Origin of the sequence: Tuberibacillus calidus DSM 17572 (genome assembly GCF_000430685.1) — a bacterium.
In the GTDB taxonomy this organism is placed as follows: domain Bacteria; phylum Bacillota; class Bacilli; order Bacillales; family Sporolactobacillaceae; genus Tuberibacillus; species Tuberibacillus calidus.
This window is the reverse complement of sequence record NZ_AUMM01000031.1, coordinates 30,772-48,229: the sequence shown is the minus strand read 5'-3', so window position 1 is coordinate 48,229 and position 17,458 is coordinate 30,772. Positions and strand designations below refer to the sequence as shown.

Genomic DNA, 17,458 nt, shown 5'->3' with positions numbered 1-17,458 from the left:
CGGTGCGAAAGCCTATCCGGTATTAGCTTCGGTTTCCCGAAGTTATCCCAGTCTTACGGGCAGGTTGCCCACGTGTTACTCACCCGTCCGCCGCTCGATCCATCCGCATCACTCCGAAGAGATCCACGAATTTCACGCGCTCGACTTGCATGTATTAGGCACGCCGCCAGCGTTCGTCCTGAGCCAGGATCAAACTCTCCGTAAAAGCGGTGTCTCGGGACACCGGATATCATGAAGCTGAACATTCAGCTTAAAGATCTTACGTTTGTTTAAATCCTTGGCGTCTTGTAAAAAGGTTGCCCTTTTTACAGTTTGCACTTGGCTTTTGTTCAGTTTTCAAGGAGCAATACATCTTGAGATCGCTACGACTTGCGAGAAACATCCTTTTTATAGATGTTTTGAGCAAAGAGCGATGAGCGTTACTTCATTGAATTAACGTCGAATTGCGAGATACACACATTATACCAAGTGTATTGAGCAATACATCTCGAATCTGCTTCGATTTGCACAAAACATCGAAAGATGTTTTAAGCAAGGAACGAATCATCTTGAGATCGCTATGACTTGCGCCGCGATAAAAAGGTTATCTCGTTCGCGACTTTAATATTTTAACATGTTTTTGTTTCGTTGTCAACAATTTGTTCTTGGCATTTTAAGGTTAGAAGATTGTTGAGCAACTTCTATACAATAACATGTTCATTATCACAAGTCAATATTTTTATTAGTTGCAAATTAGCTTGTTCCGTTCGCTTTATTTAAAGCGACGCTTATTATAATAACGCGTCTTTATATATCTGTCAACATAAAATTTTATTCCCCTTTTCCCCATAAAGAGCGGATCTTAATTTGCTAGACAGCATCCTTTGTTCCTAAATAGATTTACCTTGTGTGTGCGTGAAAAAGTTTGGTTTTCATGTTTCGAAATGAATGGAAAAAACCGCCCCTTCAAACGCTCAAAATCCATAGGCGGTTCTTTCTACATCCATATTTTCCTTTTTCGGTTAACGTGATCGCATTTGTGGGAAGAGCAAGACATCGCGGATGGACGGAGAATTGGTTAACAACATGACTAAACGGTCTACACCGATTCCCAATCCACCTGTAGGTGCCATGCCGTATTCGAGCGCTTCAAGGAAATCCTCGTCCATGCGGTGTGCTTCATCATTGCCTTGTGCACGCTCGCGGACTTGAGCTTCAAAACGCTGTCTTTGATCAATTGGATCATTAAGTTCACTAAAAGCATTCGCGTGTTCACGGCCGACAATAAATAATTCAAAACGGTCCGTAAAACGGGGGTCGTCCTCATTTTTCTTAGCCAGCGGCGAAATGGCTACAGGATGGCCATAGACAAACGTCGGTTGGATCAAAGACTCTTCAACTTTTTGTTCGAAGAATTCATTGACCACATGTCCGAATGTCATATGCTCTTCAATTGAGACCCCGTGTTCCTTAGCCAACAGCCTTGCTTCCTCATCGCTCATCTCAGCCCAAAAATCTACACCGGTGGCTTCTTTGATTAAATCAACCATGTGGGCGCGACGCCATTTCGGTTTTAGATCAATTTCATATTCCCCGTATGGAATCGTCGTCGTCCCATGAACTTTTTCGCAAATATAGGCAATAAGATTTTCCGTTAAGTTCATGATATCGTGGAAATCGGCATAGGCTTCATAAAGCTCCAACATCGTAAATTCCGGATTATGTCGTGTGGACACTCCTTCATTTCTGTAAACGCGGCCTATTTCATACACTTTCTCTAATCCGCCGACAATCAATCTTTTTAGATGAAGTTCAATGGCAATCCTCATGTATAAGTCAATATCTAAGGCATTGTGGTGAGTTATAAATGGGCGGGCAGCCGCTCCCCCCGGAATGTTATGCATCGTTGGTGTTTCCACTTCCAGAAATCCTAATTGATCAAGATATTCCCGCATATAGTGAAGAATTTTGCTGCGAAGTTTAAATGTTTCCTGAACTTCCTGATTCATAATGAGATCGACGTAACGCTGACGATAGCGTTGCTCGATATCTTTTAACCCGTGGAATTTGTCTGGAAGTGGCCGCAAGGATTTCGTTAAAATTTTAAAGTCATTGGCTTTTACGGACAGTTCACCCGTGTTCGTTCTAAAAACAACCCCTTCAACTCCGACGATGTCTCCGATATCAATCGTGTCAAAGAGTTCATATTGCTCATCGCCAACCGTATCTTTGCGAACATAAATTTGAATTTGTCCATCTATATCTTGAATATGGGCAAAGCCCGCTTTCCCTTTGCCGCGTTTTGTCATCACACGGCCAGCAATCGTCACTGGGTAATTTTTTTCGGCGAGCTCCTCTTTCGTCAGTTGGCCGTATTGGTCTTTTATTTCTTTGGATGTATGGGTTCTGTTAAATTTCCCGCCAAATGGGTTGATGCCTTTATCCAAAAGGTTTTTTAATTTTTCCCTTCTGGATAACATTAGGTCGTTCATTTCGTGGTCTTGACTCATGCCTACATCTCCTTCAGTTCAATCGGTCTTAACAAAGACTATACCAATTTCATGAAAAAACCGCTAGTCGGCATCGGTTTTAATGGCCATTCGTTTTCCTATCATTAATGCTTGTCACATATATAGTCCAATGCAAATAGGAGCCATTCATTCCTTAATCAGATCTTCTAATTCATCAACCGTAACATTTAATGTATCGGCAACGCTTTTAATAATCTCTTCGCTTGGCATACGATTTCCCCGCTCAATTTCACCTAAAACGGAAAGCGATACACCGATGGATTTAGCTAATTCTGCTTGGGTATAGCCCTTTAACTTTCGAAAAGCCCGAATTCTCCTACCCCATTGTTCTTTTTCCATAACTGCACTCCTTTAATCCTTCCGAAGCCTTTTAGTCTTTCTTTGACGGTTAAGGTGTCGCAAGCGAGCACCAAATCCGGTTCCAAGTCACAGAGAGGCACTAATACAAACAGCCTCTTTGTGATTTCAGGATGCGGAATGACAAGGGAATCCGTCTCAATCATTTTATCCGCATAGGTTAAAATGTCAAGGTCGATGGTTCTCGGTCCCCATCTAATTAAACGCTCTCGTTTCAAACGACGTTCGATGTCTTGTGTGACCTGCAGTAAGTCATGCGGTGGCAATGACGTCTGGATTTCAGCCACCATATTTAAAAACGGCTCTTGTTTGACGGGACCATATGGCTCCGTTTCATAAATCGAAGACAACCGGGTGACCGCTATTTGAGGCTGTTTATGAAGTAGCCGAATCGCTTGTTCAAGAAATTGTTCTCGATTCCCGATGTTTGAACCGAGTCCGATGAACGCTTTAAACATCTTGACGCCCTCTTGTAATCTCAACAGCCACCGAATCATAATAACCGTTAATTGGCGGGTCGGGTTTAGTCACTTTCACATGACATCTTACGAGCAACGGAAACGTGACTAATAGCGTCTCGGCAATTTTTTCCGCTACGCTTTCCACTAACTTATACGGTTTTCCCTCAACAATACCTTTAACAGCCTCATAAATCTCGGCATAGTTGATGGTTTTTTTTAGATCATCCGTTTGGCCGGCTTCGCGTAAATCGCATTCTAAAACGACATCGACGAAAAAGCGCTGGCCCAGACGATTTTCCTCAGGAAAAACCCCATGGTAGCCATAAAAAGCCATCTTATTGATATAGATTTTATCCGCCATAAACCATCGCATCCATCATTCGCACCATTTTTACAATCGGTTTGACGTCATGCACCCGCACCATCTGACATCCTTTGGCAATTCCCAGGCAAACCGTTGCCCCAGTTCCCTCCATGCGCTCTTCCACCGTTGCATCGAGTGCTTGTCCGATAAAACGTTTACGCGATGTCGCAAGCAAAATCGGATAGCCCAAGCTATGTAATTCCTCGAGACGTCTCATAACGGTTAAATTGTCTTCATAATCTTTGGCAAACCCAATTCCCGGATCAATGATGATGTGCTCATCCTTCACTCCGGCTTGCTTCACCCGCTCAATGCTTTCAAGTAAATCGCTCTTCATATCCTCAAGAATATCGCCGTAATTCATATTATGGCGATTATGCATTAGAATGATTGGCGCTTGAAATTTAGCAGCAACGGAAGCCATATCGGGATCGGCTTTCGCCCCCCAAACATCATTGATAATATCGGCACCAGCAAGCAATGCTTGGCGCGCCGTCTCCGCCTTATACGTATCAATGGAGATGGGGATATCGCTAACCTCCCGTATCGCTTTGATCACGGGAAGAACGCGCCTTAACTCTTCTTCAAGAGGAACAGGTACATGCCCCGGCCGGGTCGACTCTCCTCCGATATCAATGATTTCGGCACCGTCCCTTTCCATTTCAAGGGCATGTTGAACGGCTAAATCAACGCGGTCAAATCGGCCGCCATCCGAAAAGGAATCCGGCGTCACATTTAAAATGCCCATCACTACTGTATGGTTTTTAAAACTAAGTTTCTTGCCGTTAAACGCGATTTCGTCATGATGCCTTTTCAATGCGGTCAACATTTTAGCTCTCTCCCGGTTTGAACATTGTATTTATAGTATAACAAATCTGGATGAAAAAAGGTTTTGGCCTTTAGTCATCCATGTTGTCATAAATCGCTTTTAAATCCTCTTCAGTAAAACGATAAATTTCATTGCAAAAATGACAGGTTACTTCCGCTCCATGATCCTCTTCGATCATGGCCTTTAATTCCTCTTTCCCAAGACCAACCAAGCTGTTTTCAATGCGTTCACGGGAACATGCGCATTTAAATTGAACGGGCATGCGATCAATGATTTTCACATTTTCCCCGAAAATTTCTACCAGCATATCTTCCGGCGTATCGCCGCGATCAATCATCTGAGAAACCATCGGGATTTCCTTTAGCCGTTTCTCAAGCATGTCAATGAGTTCACTTGGCGCTCCCGGTAAAAGTTGCAATAAAAATCCCCCGGAAGCCTTTATCGAATAATCCGGGTTGACTAAAACACCCACGCCAACCGCCGATGGAATTTGTTCCGAACGGGCGAGATAATACGTAAAATCATCACCGATTTCGCCGGAGACAATGGGCACGCGCCCGACAAAATTATCTTTAAGGCCAAGATCTTTCACAACACTTAATTGCCCCGTGGTCCCAACGGCTCGGGAAACATCCAATTTACCTTTAGCATTTAATTCAAAATGAACATGAGGGTTTGTCACATAACCTCTCGTTTCACCTTTTGCATTAGCATCGACGATGATCGCACCGATGGGACCGCCCCCTTCAACGGTTACAGTTAACTTATCATCGCCTTTTAATTGACAGGCAAGCATGGTGGCTGCAGTCATGGTTCTTCCAAGAGCAGCAGAAGCAGTGGGCCAAACATCATGGCGTTTTTGCACTTCGGAGACCATCTCCGTTGTTCGAACAGCCATCGCTCTTACATGGCCATCCATGGCCAAAGCTTTAATGAGATAATCGGTCAACGCCATTTCACTCCTTAATCGGTGATATTCCGTTTGTATATGAGATAAAGACCTTTCAGCGTTAAAAATGGATCGACGTGGTCAAATGCCGTCGTTTCTTTTGCGATTAGAGAGGCTAAATCCCCGGTGGCAATAACCGTCGCGGGGCCGCGCTCCTTATGCATCCTCTTTACGATGCCCTCAACAAGCCCAACATAACCGAAAACAATCCCTGATTGCATCGCACTGACGGTGTTGCGCCCCACAACATGTTCGGGGCGTGAAATTTCAATGCGCGGGAGTTTCGATGCTTGTTCAAACAACGCTTCAGTGGAAATGGTAAGTCCAGGTGCAATCGCTCCACCAAGATAGCTGCCTTTTTCATCTATATAACAAAAGGTGGTTGCCGTTCCGAAATCCACAATAATTAATGGCGCTTGATAAAAGTGGATGCCCGCAACGGCGTTGACGATTCGGTCGGCACCGATTTCTTTAGCGTTATCCACCTTAAGATTCAATCCCGTTTTGACGCCCGGACCGACGATGAGTGGTTTTAAATGAAAATATTTCACGCACATTCTTTCTAAAGTAACCATAATTGATGGGACGACGGATGATATGATAATCCCTTCAAAATCCGTAAAATCGAGGTCTGCTTGGGTAAGAAGGCTCTTTACCAGCATCGCCATCTCATCTTCTGTACGTTCTCGATTCGTTGCCACTCTCCAATGATATTTAAGGGCTTCTCCATCAAAAACGCCCCAGACAATATTGGTATTCCCTACATCGCATACAAAAATCATCGACATCCACCGACCTCACGCATTTTACTCAAGTGCTTTTATCTTAACATAAATCTTCGACCAAAAAGCAAGGACTGATATCCTTTCTTACAAGTATAAAAACAAAACCCCCAAAAAGGGGGTCTTGACTGTTACTGATCCGCGGGCGAAGGCGGATCAGTCGGACGATTTTTTACATCCGTATTTACATTATCCGTTTTTACGGAATGATCGTCATCCTTTGCCTCCGATGTTTTATTTTCGGCAGATTTTTCGGATTTAATATTTATTTTAACCTGACCTTCTTTTTCTTTCTTTCTGCGGACAGATTTCGGTTCAATCAGTTCACCAGTTTCAATTAACGCTTTAATTTGATCTGCTTCAAGCGTTTCAACTTTTAATAAGGTTTGGGCAACAAGCTCCAATTGATCCCGTTTTTCGGTCAGAATTTGTTTACACCGTTCGTAGCATTCTTTGATAATGCGTTGAATTTCGGTGTCAATTTCATAAGCAATGGCATCGCTGTAATTCGGTTCATTTTGAATGTCGCGGCCGAGGAAGACTTGCCCGTGACTTTGACCGAATTGCATCGGACCAAGTTTTTCACTCATACCGAATTCCGTTACCATTCGCCTTGCCAAGTTGGTCGCCCGTTCAAAGTCATTCGATGCGCCGGTGCTGACTTCACCAAACACGATTTCTTCGGCAACGCGCCCGCCAAGAAGACCGATAATTTTTTCTTCCAATTCCGGTTTGGTTAAGAAATAGCGGTCCTCTTTAGGGAGCTGAACGGCATAGCCGCCTGCCTGCCCGCGAGGTACGACGGTGACTTTATGGATTGTTTCCGCACTCGTCAATGTTAAACCGATAATGGTGTGACCGGATTCGTGATAAGCGACAATTTTGCGTTCTTTTTCAGATATGACACGGCTTTTCTTCGCTGGACCGGCGATGACGCGCTCGATCGCTTCATCGATGTCTTCCATATCAATGACTTTTTTGTTTTGACGAGCCGCAACCAATGCCGCTTCATTGAGCAAGTTCTCTAAGTCAGCTCCCGAAAATCCCGGTGTCAATCGGGCAACGGTAGCAAGATCAACATCCTGAGCAAGCGGTTTATTGCGTGCATGAACCTTCAGTACAGCTTCACGTCCGGTGACGTCCGGACGGTTAACCGGAATTTGCCGGTCAAAACGGCCTGGACGCAAAAGCGCAGGGTCCAAAATGTCTGGGCGGTTTGTGGCCGCAATAATAATAATGTTTTCATTGGCACCGAAACCGTCCATTTCAACGAGCAACTGGTTTAAAGTTTGTTCGCGTTCATCATGGCCGCCGCCAAGCCCGGCACCACGCTGACGGCCGACGGCGTCGATTTCATCAATAAAAATAATACACGGGGCATTTTTCTTTGCGTTTTCAAACAGGTCACGTACCCTAGAAGCACCGACCCCAACAAACATTTCGACAAAATCGGAACCGCTGATCGAAAAAAAGGCAACATCTGCTTCCCCCGCAACCGCTCGGGCCAGTAACGTTTTACCAGTACCCGGAGGGCCAACGAGGAGAACCCCTTTAGGGATGCGAGCTCCAAGTGCTGCAAATTTCCTTGGGTCTTTCAAAAACTCAACGATTTCAATAAGCTCTTGTTTTTCTTCATCGGCACCGGCTACGTCCTTAAACTTGACTTTCTTTTTATCCTCTGAATAAAGACGAGCTTTACTTTTACCAAAGTTCATGACCCGGCTGCCGCCGCCTTGCGCTTGATTAATTAAAATAAAAAACAAAATGAAAATAATCACAAACGGAATGACTTGAACAAAAAAGCTCACCCATCCGTTTGTTTGTTCGGCTGCCTTGTAAGTGATTTGGGTCGCATCAACTTTGGCATTTATTTGGTCAATGGCCTTTTCATTATCTGGAATATATGTTTTAAATGTTGTGTTTGCGTCATATGATTTCAGCTGGCCGCGGCCAACATACATGCCGCCTTCCGGCTGTAACGTTAAATTCCTGATTTGGTTTTCATTTAAATAGGTTTGAAATTGACTGTATGTCAGTGGGCGGACTTCTTTATTCGAATTATTAAAGAAGCTGACAATACCTATAATCACAAGAAAAATGAGTAAATAGATGATGGTGTTGCGAAAAATTCGACTCATCCCTTACCTCCTCCCGCATTCAAGGGAACCATAGTTAATAGTACCATACCCCATTTCCCCGTCACAAGAAATTACCTCTTGTAAATTTCGGGTTTCAAAATGCCGATGCACGGGAGATTGCGGTATTTTTCAGCATAGTCTAACCCGTAACCGACCAGAAAGGCATCTGGAACAGTAAACCCGGCCATGTCGGGAACAAGGTCCACTTTTCTGCCGCTTGGCTTATCCAGTAATGTTACAATTTTGATGGACTTAGCGCGGCGATACCTGAACAGATCGACAAGATAACTTAACGTTAATCCACTATCAATAATGTCTTCCACAATTAAAATGTCACGGTTTTCAACAGAGGTGTTTAAATCCTTAATGATTTTCACTTCACCAGAGGAAACGGTGGAATTACCATAACTCGAGACGTCCATAAAATCAATTTCCACATGGACGGTGATGCGTTTAATTAAGTCGGCCAAAAAGGGCAAGGCGCCTTTTAAAACACCGACAACTAATGGGAATCGCCCTTCGTATTCCACCGAAAGTTTTTCCCCTAATTCCTTTACCTTGGCTTGAATTTCCTCTTCAGTAATCAGTATCTCCTGTAAATCTTCCTTCATTACAAATCCTCCTGAAGTTGTCTGTTGGCTCAAAGGCCAAGCATAAAAAACGCGATGTCTCCGGTCGGATGCTGCATGCCCCGTGTGCTAACAGAGGTACCCAAAGAATATCTCCGTTCCCATCAATGACAACAGGCCATGCGTCCCTTAATTCCCGGGGAATTTTCTGATCAATAAATAACTTTTTTAACTTTTTTGTTCCAACAAGTCCTGCTGGATGAAAACGGTCGCCCGGTTTTCGACTTCGAACCATTAACGGAAAAATGGCTTTATCATAATCGCAAATAAAATATTGTGGTCCGCGAACCACCCCGGAATATGTATGGCGGACGTCGGCTTGGATTTGTCCTGACGGAAATGTCGTAAGTCCAGGAATGGTTAGAGGCACCTCATAAGCAGATGTCGCTTCTCTCATTCCCTTTTTCAACCAACATTGATCATAAGACCGTTCAACCACAATGCGGTGAGGTAAATCCAATCTCCCCGAAGCACTTTTTCCGTCCAGCCATCGCAATATAGATTCAATATGTACAAATTCAAAGGGTGCCGGTTGGTGATCATTATTATTAAGATAGTTTAATATTAGATGAATCATTCTTCGTTGTAAAGGAACAGGGGCCGCCTTCAAGCGGTTAATGGATAGGCAGAAGGCATTTGTCGTTTTTTCTTCAACAATTTTCGGCAAAGCCTCTCGTGCCAAATCATCTAAAAAAGTATAATCATCGGTCATCAATTCACTGTCCTGTTGAAAACGGAGATGGACTTTCGGGTTTTCCTTTTTTAAGAAAGGGAGCACATGATGGCGAAAGCGATTCCTTGTATGTGCCTCTGACGCATTCGTCGGATCCCGTCGGACCTCGATGCCGTGGGTCTGACAATAATTTTCAATTTCTTCTTTGGAAACAGTAAGAAATGGACGGATCAGCTCGCCTCCGGCAAACGGACGCCGTACGGGTATGCCAGCTTTAGAAAGCCCAAAACTTCCGCGAACTTGCCGCATAAGCATTGTTTCTATTTGATCATCACCATGATGGGCAAGGGCCAAAAGATTCGCCTCGTGTTTTATCATCACATCTTCAAATACGCGGTACCGCAAAATTCGCGCCGCTTCTTCGATGCCCAACTTATTTTTTTTACGAAAACCTGGTACATCGACGGACCGCATTTCACAAGGAATGCCTCGTTTCCGGCAATAGCGGGCAACATACGCCGCATCCTCCTTGGAGTCATCACCTCTAAGTTGATGGTCAATGGTACAAGCGATGATTTCCAGCTTCCAGAGTGCCTTTCGCTTATACAAATAATGTAAAAGCGCCATAGAATCCGGTCCACCTGAAACCCCGACGACGATCACAGCCCCTTGCGGAATCAGCCGATGACGTTTAATAAATTGATCCACCCGGTCATCCATGTCGGCTTCACCTTTTCTTTCAATTTCCGAACGACCTCATTAGTAGTAGAATAGAAAAACGTCCCCCGGGTGTCAAACATAACACCTCCCGTCTACATCACAAAAAACGTGACGTAGATGAAGTAAGCAAAAAAGATCGCTAATGCCAAAATGAAAGTTCCTTTCCATTCCTTCTTCTTTCTCATACGGGTTCTGGTACTCCTATTAGTATTACGATCAACATCTATTATGGTTTCACGTGTTATCGCTAACCATTCATCACGCATGGTGCGCGCATCTTTATATTGGCCTTTTAACGCTTTTGTTAGGACTGGGGCAAATGGTTTGAGCAACGGATGATCGTTTACCTTCGTCATTAATTGTTTTTCCGGATTGTTTCCCTTTTCAAATCGGCGAAAATCGGCGGCATGCAGCATCAACATCGCTGCTGCGAACAAATCATATGCGGGATCAGCTTTTCTCGACCCCATTCCCCAATACCCGCGGTCATAAAACTCAGTGTATTCCTTAACGGAACGCCCCATCTCAGTAATTCCGCCAACATCGAGCCAACGAATTTTTAGCGGCGGCCCTGTGACAATCAAATTTTCTGGTTTCAAATCACCGAAGACAAATCCTTCACGGTGAAGTCGTTCCAAATCCTTTAAAAGTTGCAACATAAAAACGGACGCCCATTCAAACCCGCGAACGCGCAGGCATTCCAGAAACGGTGTGCCAACAATAAACTCCATGGCATAAAACGAATACGTTCCTCGATGCGTGACCCAATCATCCACATCATATAAAGAAGGCCCAAGGGCGCTTCCCTGGACCTTTGCAAATTTCTTTAAAACGTTCACTTCTGAAGTAATATTGGCATTGTCCCATGAAAACTTTAACGCGACCCGTCCGTATTCTGAATGTGCCAAAAACACACTGCCTTGTGCGCCGAAGCCCAACGGTTTAATGATTTGATACTGTTTTTTGTGCCATTTTCCTGTAATGATCACACCTGGTGAAATATTAAAATCCCGATTCTTCGATATATGTGTCGGCATGCTCAATCATCCGCCTCCTTGGCAAATTCAGAAAGCTGCCAATCGCTTCCCGGATCGCCGGCCCCGTCGGTGTGACACCGCCCGAACCCAGTTTTGAAAACGCGCTGTGAATAGATTGGATTTTTGGAGTCCACGTCAGCACTTTTTCAATCGGTCGTCTTTTCCCGGGAAATGTATAAAGGCAAAATTGATTTCCGCCTATGCGAGAAGTTAGGCTGACGGATAAGTCCAATAACGCTTCTTGAACCGTCGGCAATTTGGACGCCATGCTCGCACTTGTATCCACGAGAATGCACACTTCCAAATCCACTGTTTCACCTAATTCGTCGACCACTTCCATTACTTCGCCACGTTTTTCAGGCGGTAAATCCTCAATCGTCTCCTTATCGCCTAAAATTTGCCGCAACTCCTGATTGATCACACCTTTAATCGTTTGTGTCATCGCTTTACGTGTGACCATTTGCACGGTTTGCGAAAGCTGCTTCGCCTTTACGACTTGACTGATGCCCCCACCGGCCATGGCAATGTCTTCAACTTCTTGAATGCCTCGAGTAGCCGATTCTTCATTGCCGACCACGCCAATGACATTCACGACGATGCCTTGCTCTTTGGCCAAAGCTGCCATTGCAACAGGGTCTTCCCCTTGATTCGAACAGCCATCGGTGATTAGTAAAATTTGTCGGATCGTCCCTTTACTCATCTTCCTCACCTCTCTTACCATCATCGACAACAAGAGAGGCATTTATACTAAAAATTATTGGGCTTTTCTGAATAACTTTTCCCTCCGTGTATAGGTTGGAATAGAGGCCCATTTTGGTGTATGATGGCAGATTTTTGAAACGACTACCGTCATATCGTCGCTGATGACACCTCCAGCCGTGCGAATGACTTCTTCAAGCAAAAGATCCGCAAACTCCTGTGGGTCATCCGTTTCCATCTCCAAGATTTTTCTCTTTAACCACGCATCCGGATTTCCGACATTCTTCGGCGCATCAAAGATCCCATCGCTCATCATCACTAAAAGATCATTCGCCTTTAACTGCTCGCTGACTACGTCCACATCGAAGTCTTGGATAATCCCCATCGGCAAATTACTTGCCTCAACTCGGATAATTTTATCCCCTCTCTTTATATAACTCGGATTGGAACCAATCTTTAAAAAGCGCGCCTTCGCATTTTGTAAGTCAATCATGGCCAAATCGAGGGTTGAGAAAATTTCCTCGGTCGACCTTAGGGCAAGAATGGAATTAATCGACTTGATCGCAATCGTTTCATCGATGCCCGATTTTAAAACCTTGGACAACAATTTCAGTGTTTCTTTGCTTTCGTGATACGCTCTTTCCCCGTTTCCCATACCGTCACTAATGGCAATGGCATATTTCCCGCTGCCTAACTCGAACATATCGTAATTATCACCGGAGACCCATCCGCCGCCTTGAGCTGTATAAGCAACACCGGTTGTCACGACATACGCTTTCGCTGACCCGAATGTGACTTGTCCATATCCATTCGGAACGACCGGATCAACATGCTTTTGGACGACAATCGTCTCACCTAAAATGTCCGATAGAATAGGGGCGATGATTTTTTCACATTCACTGTGATAATCCGCCGGGATCGTCATATCGATATCAACAGATCCCTCTGTCAGATTGTAAATATCAACGTTTTCAACATCTAAACCAATCTCTTGTAATTTATATAAAATTTGTTCTTCCTGCTGTTGATGGTTTTCCTTTTCCCGCTGTATTTCTTTCGCAAAATCACCCATAACCCGCGAAACACCCAGAAGTTGATCGGCAACGAGTTTATGACTTTCACGCATCTTTCTTCTCAGCCTTAGTTCTTCAAAATAATTGTGGCGCAACTCATGAATGGCTTTTACGACCTTGTCCGCTTTGACGCAATGATTTTTCCATTCGCGATTCAATGACGGGGATTGAATCACCGGTTTGTCACCCGTCTCATGCATGATTTCCGTCATTAGAGCATAGGTTTTGTCAAAATTTCTTACCCAGCAACTCTCCTTTAAGAAACAGCGCTGGCAAGTATTTTCCGTCACTTTGCTTAAAAATAAGTCCATTTCCTTCTCGGCATGGTCCTCCTCGTCACCGGCAAACGGACGGGCAAAAGTGGAGGATAACGTTTGGAAAAGACTTGAAAACTGTTCCACGCGTTTTGCTGTCACATCGCGTATTTTTTTAACATATTGTTGCTCCTGGCGATGATATTCCTGTGTGCCGGGTATAAAAGACTCGATTTTATTAAAAGGCTTTTTCGGTGTCAGGAAAAAAAGCATTATGGCTAACAGCGATTCCTCCAATGTGTTAAACACCGCCCCATACCCTTGGCCATATAAACCGATCAATAATGTTCCAACAATTAATCCTAAGGCGACGCCGAACTTCTTGCCTTCTTTTAACAAACCGCTAAGTAAACCGGAAAACGCCAAGAGGCTCATTTGATAAAGGCTGTCAATGTGGGCTAGTCCGAGTATTAAGCCGATGACGACACCGACCGTAGAGCCGATCGCCGCACCTCCAACATAAGCGAAAACGATGACAAAATATCTTGATAATACATGTTCCACCGATACGTGATACATCGACCAACCGATGGTGCCTGTCAAAACGGAAGCGAGTAAAATGATGATGCAAACGATTTCCTCATTTTTTAAAGTTCTTTTCCTGACCCCGGAGGCTAATAAAGGAAGGCTTTGAAGGAAAATAAGCGTTAACAAAAATGCCAAACCGCCCTCAATCAATGCTAAAAATAATTTCGTTAATACGACTGCCTCCCCTATCAGTGCGTCATAGCCGATCCGGCTTAATATCCCCGAACACAAAACCACATAAGGCATAACCACCGCCTCATCCTTTTTGATGAGCTTAACAGCGATGGCTCGAATAAGCGAATAGACGGAGATGGCAAAAAACATATAGAAAGCATGTTTTAAAGAGACGGTCGCTCCACCTGCTATAAGGCTGGCAAAGGCAACGACTTTCCACTTTGGCCTTATCAAGGCTACTGTGGCGAAATAAGGAATCCCGAACGGGGAAAGGCCCGCCAAAATCACAGCTCGTCCAAGCAAGATGCCGATCGCAACGCTCCATGTTTCAAATCCCCACGTCACCTTTTTGGCTTTGGCCGCAAGATGCTTCTTCCTCCTTCTAACCTTGTTTTTCCGTTCATTGATAATGGAGGGCTGAATCGTCTGAGTAAATTGTTGCATGTTACGCACCACCCGTAATGTATTAGTTTATGCATTATTTAACCACATGAGACCTAAAGAAATTGTCAAACGGGCGGGGTTTCACTAAAAAACTCTTCGACGTCATTCTTAAGAGAACAACAAAGCTTGCAAAAGGGAAAATAATGGGGGCATGCCTTAAATCAAGACCATCTGACAAGCGGACCCACCTTTTATCTGAGAGGGGGTCAGCGGAAAAATTTTGCAAGATGAAAGAGAATTATCGGGGAATGCGAAGATAAGTGAGGTGTTTCGACCTATTTTTTGGCGACGGGGAATATGAGTGGCACAATCTGCTCTGTTTCGATTTAAGATCTAAACTTGTTATACTTTTTTTGCGAATGTCGACTCATCTAATGAAAACTCGGCTCTACTATAGTAAACTCTGACCAAGCCTATTAAAAGGTATCAGAGCCAGAGCTTCCGTTTTATTAGTCAGGAAAATTTTACACTTTCATACAAGCATTAGAAAAGGCATCCTTAAACGAAGGATGCCTGAATGACGTTACAATATATATTATAAGGCAGCATGGATTAACCTCTTCTCGCACCGCGTCCTCCTCTTTTGGATTCCGTGTGCCGTTTCAAGGCTGTCAACCGATCCTCACTGTCTTTCAAAAATCGAAGTATTTTGTCTTCAAAGGTGGCATCTTTTTTCTGGCGTTTCCCACCGCCTGCGCCACCGCGTCCTGATCTGGATGGCTTTGGATGATCGACGGCCTTCCGTATTGAAAGCCCAATTTTCCCATCATCCTCAACCTGGAGGACTTTAACGGTAACCTCGGCACCAACAGATAAAACATCGTGAATATCCTTCACGTAATGGTCGGCCACTTCACTAATGTGGACAAGACCTGTTTTTCCTCCCGGCAGCTCAACAAAAGCCCCAAAATTGGTGATGCCCGTTACCTTTCCTTGCAACTTGCTGCCCGCTTCGATTGGCATAAAAAAACTGCTCCTCCTAAAAATTAGTATATAATTTATTTTATTATACAGAAGCAGAAAAGAGCATGTCAACGTTCTTCAGTCTGCGGGGTCGTAAAAATAATTTCGCCATTTTTTGACATAAAAAAGTTTTTACGGGCCAGTTTCCCAAGGTAGTCTTCATCATTTAAAAGCTTGATATCCCTTTGCAATTGCCGTTGTTCTTGCTTGACGTTCGATAATTGTTTTTGCAAGTGGGCTTTTTGGGCTTCCATCTCATGGAGTTTCGCTGATTGGGATAAAAGCGCATGAATCATGAAGGAAACAGCAAAGCCAAACAGAATAAAGAAAGCCGCAAGCCGGCGGATAAGACCTTTTCTTCTTTTACGCTGAACTTTTTCATAGATTTCTCTAGAAGCGACATATTCGGACCGGATGGGTGTGACTGATCGGGATCCTGTCTTCAATGCATACCACCTACTCACGCTTTTTGAACCATTTTCCCAAAAAGGTTCTTCCTTTTTCCGTCAAGTTCAGCGCACGATTAATCCAGGCTTTCGGAATAAGCCAATGAATAAGCCATTTAAATGGCAGAACGATGGCGGAAAACACAAAAAGTAAGACCGAAAATGAGAGTTTCAATAACATCTTACCGAAACGATATAAAACCTTCAATAGGACTAAAGTAGGTTGTACAAAAAAAAGCGTGAAAATTCGGTTGATGATGCGGATGGTGGCATGAATGACCCGGATGAATACCTCAAGCAAATAATTAAACGGCTTTTCAAAGAGTGCCTTATATGCCGAAAACCCCAATGCCAAGGCAAGAAATAGATAAAAACGGATTTCACCTTCGTTAAGATATAAAAGGATGAAAAATATAAAAAGACCTTGCGTGACCCAAAACAGGACGTCGGTGACAAGTCGCAACCACCGATGTTTTTTCCCAGGATCAATCAACCGATGATAGGCACTTAAGCTTGCTCCGATCCAAATTCCCATGGCAGTCATGGCCAGCATCGTGGCAAATTGTTCCGAGAGCGTCATTTAAACAATTTGCTAAAGAAGCCTTTAGATTGGGTGCCGTCATGATCATCAAGGTAACTGATATCATAGATTCGCCCTTCGATGACGACGACGCCCTGTTCAACATTTAAGGTTTGCATTTTTAACTGACTGCCTTTAATCGCCAAGAACCCCATGACCGTTTCTAACAAAAACTCTTCATGGTCGAAACTATCAACATGTTTCACACCGGTAATTTCAATTTTCTTGCGGCTTTTCATGACAATATCATGGGCCGGCATTTGCCGTTCTTTATTATAAGTATTGGAAGGATAAAAACTGTCCATGCTCTTCCCCCTCTCTTGTCCTATCGTATGAGGGAAATGAGCGGTTTAGAACTATCTGACGAACCTTTCCTTTTAATTAAAAAAAAGAATCTTGGTCTGGTAAAGTCTCTTAGGCGAACCTAGAGACTTAGTTGCTCTCATACTGGTCTGAAAAATGATTTCGTTCCTTACCAATATAAAAAAGTTGACTCCAATCGGGGTTTGCCCGATGAGCCAACTTTTCTAGAGCACCGTGGGTTCCTCTTTTAATATTTCATATAACTCCGCGGCTTCATCCTTTTTCACGGTTTCTTTCAAATCGGTGACTTTAACCGTCATCGTCTTCTGGCCAAAGCGAATATCAAGAACATCTCCGGGATTCACTTCGGTGGCGGCTTTTGCCGGGCGGCCGTTGACGATCACCCGGCCTTGGTCCGCCAATTCTTTGGCCACCGTGCGCCTTTTGATCAAGCGGGAAACTTTCAAAAACTTGTCCAACCGCAT

19 protein-coding genes and 1 rRNA gene are annotated in these 17,458 nt (G+C 44.0%); all 20 read right to left on the bottom strand.

The features are described from left to right. Window positions 1-205: ribosomal RNA gene (locus tag H532_RS0109230) — 16S ribosomal RNA — on the bottom strand; the annotation flags it as partial. A 796-nt stretch (window positions 206-1,001) separates the two neighbouring features. Continuing rightward, window positions 1,002-2,489, bottom strand: a complete 1,488-nt coding sequence (lysS, locus tag H532_RS0109225; protein ID WP_027725252.1) for a lysine--tRNA ligase — start codon at window positions 2,487-2,489, stop codon at window positions 1,002-1,004. Window positions 2,490-2,636: 147 nt separating this feature from the next. Continuing rightward, window positions 2,637-2,849, bottom strand: a complete 213-nt coding sequence (locus H532_RS0109220; protein ID WP_027725251.1) for a helix-turn-helix domain-containing protein — start codon at window positions 2,847-2,849, stop codon at window positions 2,637-2,639. Continuing rightward, the gene (gene folK, locus H532_RS0109215; protein WP_027725250.1) at window positions 2,801-3,325 is read right to left on the bottom strand and encodes a 2-amino-4-hydroxy-6-hydroxymethyldihydropteridine diphosphokinase; all 525 of its coding nucleotides are present in this window, start codon (window positions 3,323-3,325) and stop codon (window positions 2,801-2,803) included. The genes H532_RS0109220 and folK overlap by 49 nt, the downstream gene beginning before the upstream one ends. Then, complete coding sequence (gene folB / locus H532_RS0109210; protein ID WP_027725249.1) at window positions 3,318-3,689, bottom strand: dihydroneopterin aldolase; 372 nt, start codon at window positions 3,687-3,689, stop codon at window positions 3,318-3,320. Before folB ends, folK begins: the two co-directional genes overlap by 8 nt. Continuing rightward, window positions 3,679-4,521, bottom strand: coding sequence for a dihydropteroate synthase (gene folP / locus H532_RS0109205; protein WP_038111992.1), 843 nt, complete (start codon window positions 4,519-4,521; stop codon window positions 3,679-3,681). The genes folB and folP overlap by 11 nt, the downstream gene beginning before the upstream one ends. A 70-nt stretch (window positions 4,522-4,591) precedes the next feature. Then, the gene (hslO, locus tag H532_RS0109200) at window positions 4,592-5,470 is read right to left on the bottom strand and encodes an Hsp33 family molecular chaperone HslO (RefSeq protein ID WP_027725247.1); all 879 of its coding nucleotides are present in this window, start codon (window positions 5,468-5,470) and stop codon (window positions 4,592-4,594) included. 14 nt (window positions 5,471-5,484) lie between these two features. Further along, window positions 5,485-6,252, bottom strand: coding sequence for a type III pantothenate kinase (locus tag H532_RS0109195; RefSeq protein WP_027725246.1), 768 nt, complete (start codon window positions 6,250-6,252; stop codon window positions 5,485-5,487). A 131-nt stretch (window positions 6,253-6,383) separates the two neighbouring features. Beyond that, on the bottom strand, window positions 6,384-8,390 hold the full coding sequence (ftsH, locus tag H532_RS0109190) for an ATP-dependent zinc metalloprotease FtsH (RefSeq protein WP_027725245.1): 2,007 nt from the start codon (window positions 8,388-8,390) through the stop codon (window positions 6,384-6,386). A gap of 71 nt (window positions 8,391-8,461) precedes the next feature. Further along, entirely contained in the window at window positions 8,462-9,001 is a 540-nt protein-coding gene (gene hpt / locus H532_RS0109185; protein ID WP_027725244.1) for a hypoxanthine phosphoribosyltransferase, read from the bottom strand. Further along, window positions 8,967-10,412, bottom strand: a complete 1,446-nt coding sequence (gene tilS, locus H532_RS18395) for a tRNA lysidine(34) synthetase TilS (protein WP_051263242.1) — start codon at window positions 10,410-10,412, stop codon at window positions 8,967-8,969. Before tilS ends, hpt begins: the two co-directional genes overlap by 35 nt. Then, the gene (locus H532_RS20960; protein WP_281169040.1) at window positions 10,370-10,492 is read right to left on the bottom strand and encodes a hypothetical protein; all 123 of its coding nucleotides are present in this window, start codon (window positions 10,490-10,492) and stop codon (window positions 10,370-10,372) included. The genes tilS and H532_RS20960 overlap by 43 nt, the downstream gene beginning before the upstream one ends. 12 nt (window positions 10,493-10,504) lie before the next feature. After that, complete coding sequence (locus H532_RS0109175; RefSeq protein WP_027725243.1) at window positions 10,505-11,449, bottom strand: protein kinase domain-containing protein; 945 nt, start codon at window positions 11,447-11,449, stop codon at window positions 10,505-10,507. Continuing rightward, window positions 11,415-12,170 (bottom strand): vWA domain-containing protein, encoded by a 756-nt coding sequence (locus H532_RS0109170; protein WP_081412407.1) that lies wholly within the window; start codon window positions 12,168-12,170, stop codon window positions 11,415-11,417. The genes H532_RS0109175 and H532_RS0109170 overlap by 35 nt, the downstream gene beginning before the upstream one ends. Window positions 12,171-12,203: 33 nt before the next feature. After that, window positions 12,204-14,681: a stage II sporulation protein E gene (spoIIE, locus tag H532_RS0109165; RefSeq protein ID WP_027725241.1), complete on the bottom strand. Its 2,478-nt coding sequence runs from the start codon at window positions 14,679-14,681 to the stop codon at window positions 12,204-12,206. A 552-nt stretch (window positions 14,682-15,233) separates the two neighbouring features. Then, window positions 15,234-15,644: a S1 domain-containing RNA-binding protein gene (locus H532_RS0109160; protein ID WP_027725240.1), complete on the bottom strand. Its 411-nt coding sequence runs from the start codon at window positions 15,642-15,644 to the stop codon at window positions 15,234-15,236. Between the two features lie 68 nt (window positions 15,645-15,712). Continuing rightward, the gene (locus H532_RS0109155; protein ID WP_038111987.1) at window positions 15,713-16,090 is read right to left on the bottom strand and encodes an FtsB family cell division protein; all 378 of its coding nucleotides are present in this window, start codon (window positions 16,088-16,090) and stop codon (window positions 15,713-15,715) included. Window positions 16,091-16,100: 10 nt separating this feature from the next. Beyond that, window positions 16,101-16,670, bottom strand: a complete 570-nt coding sequence (gene yabQ, locus H532_RS0109150) for a spore cortex biosynthesis protein YabQ (RefSeq protein WP_027725238.1) — start codon at window positions 16,668-16,670, stop codon at window positions 16,101-16,103. Further along, the gene (yabP, locus tag H532_RS0109145) at window positions 16,667-16,975 is read right to left on the bottom strand and encodes a sporulation protein YabP (protein WP_027725237.1); all 309 of its coding nucleotides are present in this window, start codon (window positions 16,973-16,975) and stop codon (window positions 16,667-16,669) included. The genes yabQ and yabP overlap by 4 nt, the downstream gene beginning before the upstream one ends. A 222-nt stretch (window positions 16,976-17,197) precedes the next feature. Then, window positions 17,198-17,458 carry an RNA-binding S4 domain-containing protein gene (locus H532_RS0109140; protein WP_027725236.1) on the bottom strand — a complete coding sequence of 87 codons (261 nt, stop codon included), beginning with the start codon at window positions 17,456-17,458 and terminating at the stop codon, window positions 17,198-17,200.

Bases quoted from the DNA above. Each gene is read 5' to 3' on its own strand.
- lysS (WP_027725252.1), bottom strand. From the start codon at position 2,489: ATGAGTCAAGACCACGAAATGAACGACCTAATGTTATCCAGAAGGGAA.
- H532_RS0109220 (WP_027725251.1), bottom strand. From the start codon at position 2,849: ATGGAAAAAGAACAATGGGGTAGGAGAATTCGGGCTTTTCGAAAGTTA.
- folK (WP_027725250.1), bottom strand. From the start codon at position 3,325: ATGTTTAAAGCGTTCATCGGACTCGGTTCAAACATCGGGAATCGAGAA.
- folB (WP_027725249.1), bottom strand. From the start codon at position 3,689: ATGGCGGATAAAATCTATATCAATAAGATGGCTTTTTATGGCTACCAT.
- folP (WP_038111992.1), bottom strand. From the start codon at position 4,521: ATGTTGACCGCATTGAAAAGGCATCATGACGAAATCGCGTTTAACGGC.
- H532_RS0109195 (WP_027725246.1), bottom strand. From the start codon at position 6,252: ATGATTTTTGTATGCGATGTAGGGAATACCAATATTGTCTGGGGCGTT.
- ftsH (WP_027725245.1), bottom strand. From the start codon at position 8,390: ATGAGTCGAATTTTTCGCAACACCATCATCTATTTACTCATTTTTCTT.
- hpt (WP_027725244.1), bottom strand. From the start codon at position 9,001: ATGAAGGAAGATTTACAGGAGATACTGATTACTGAAGAGGAAATTCAA.
- tilS (WP_051263242.1), bottom strand. From the start codon at position 10,412: ATGGATGACCGGGTGGATCAATTTATTAAACGTCATCGGCTGATTCCG.
- H532_RS20960 (WP_281169040.1), bottom strand. From the start codon at position 10,492: ATGTTTGACACCCGGGGGACGTTTTTCTATTCTACTACTAATGAGGTC.
- H532_RS0109175 (WP_027725243.1), bottom strand. From the start codon at position 11,449: ATGCCGACACATATATCGAAGAATCGGGATTTTAATATTTCACCAGGT.
- H532_RS0109170 (WP_081412407.1), bottom strand. From the start codon at position 12,170: ATGGTAAGAGAGGTGAGGAAGATGAGTAAAGGGACGATCCGACAAATT.
- spoIIE (WP_027725241.1), bottom strand. From the start codon at position 14,681: ATGCAACAATTTACTCAGACGATTCAGCCCTCCATTATCAATGAACGG.
- H532_RS0109160 (WP_027725240.1), bottom strand. From the start codon at position 15,644: ATGCCAATCGAAGCGGGCAGCAAGTTGCAAGGAAAGGTAACGGGCATC.
- yabQ (WP_027725238.1), bottom strand. From the start codon at position 16,670: ATGACGCTCTCGGAACAATTTGCCACGATGCTGGCCATGACTGCCATG.
- yabP (WP_027725237.1), bottom strand. From the start codon at position 16,975: ATGGACAGTTTTTATCCTTCCAATACTTATAATAAAGAACGGCAAATG.
- H532_RS0109140 (WP_027725236.1), bottom strand. From the start codon at position 17,458: ATGCGGTTGGACAAGTTTTTGAAAGTTTCCCGCTTGATCAAAAGGCGC.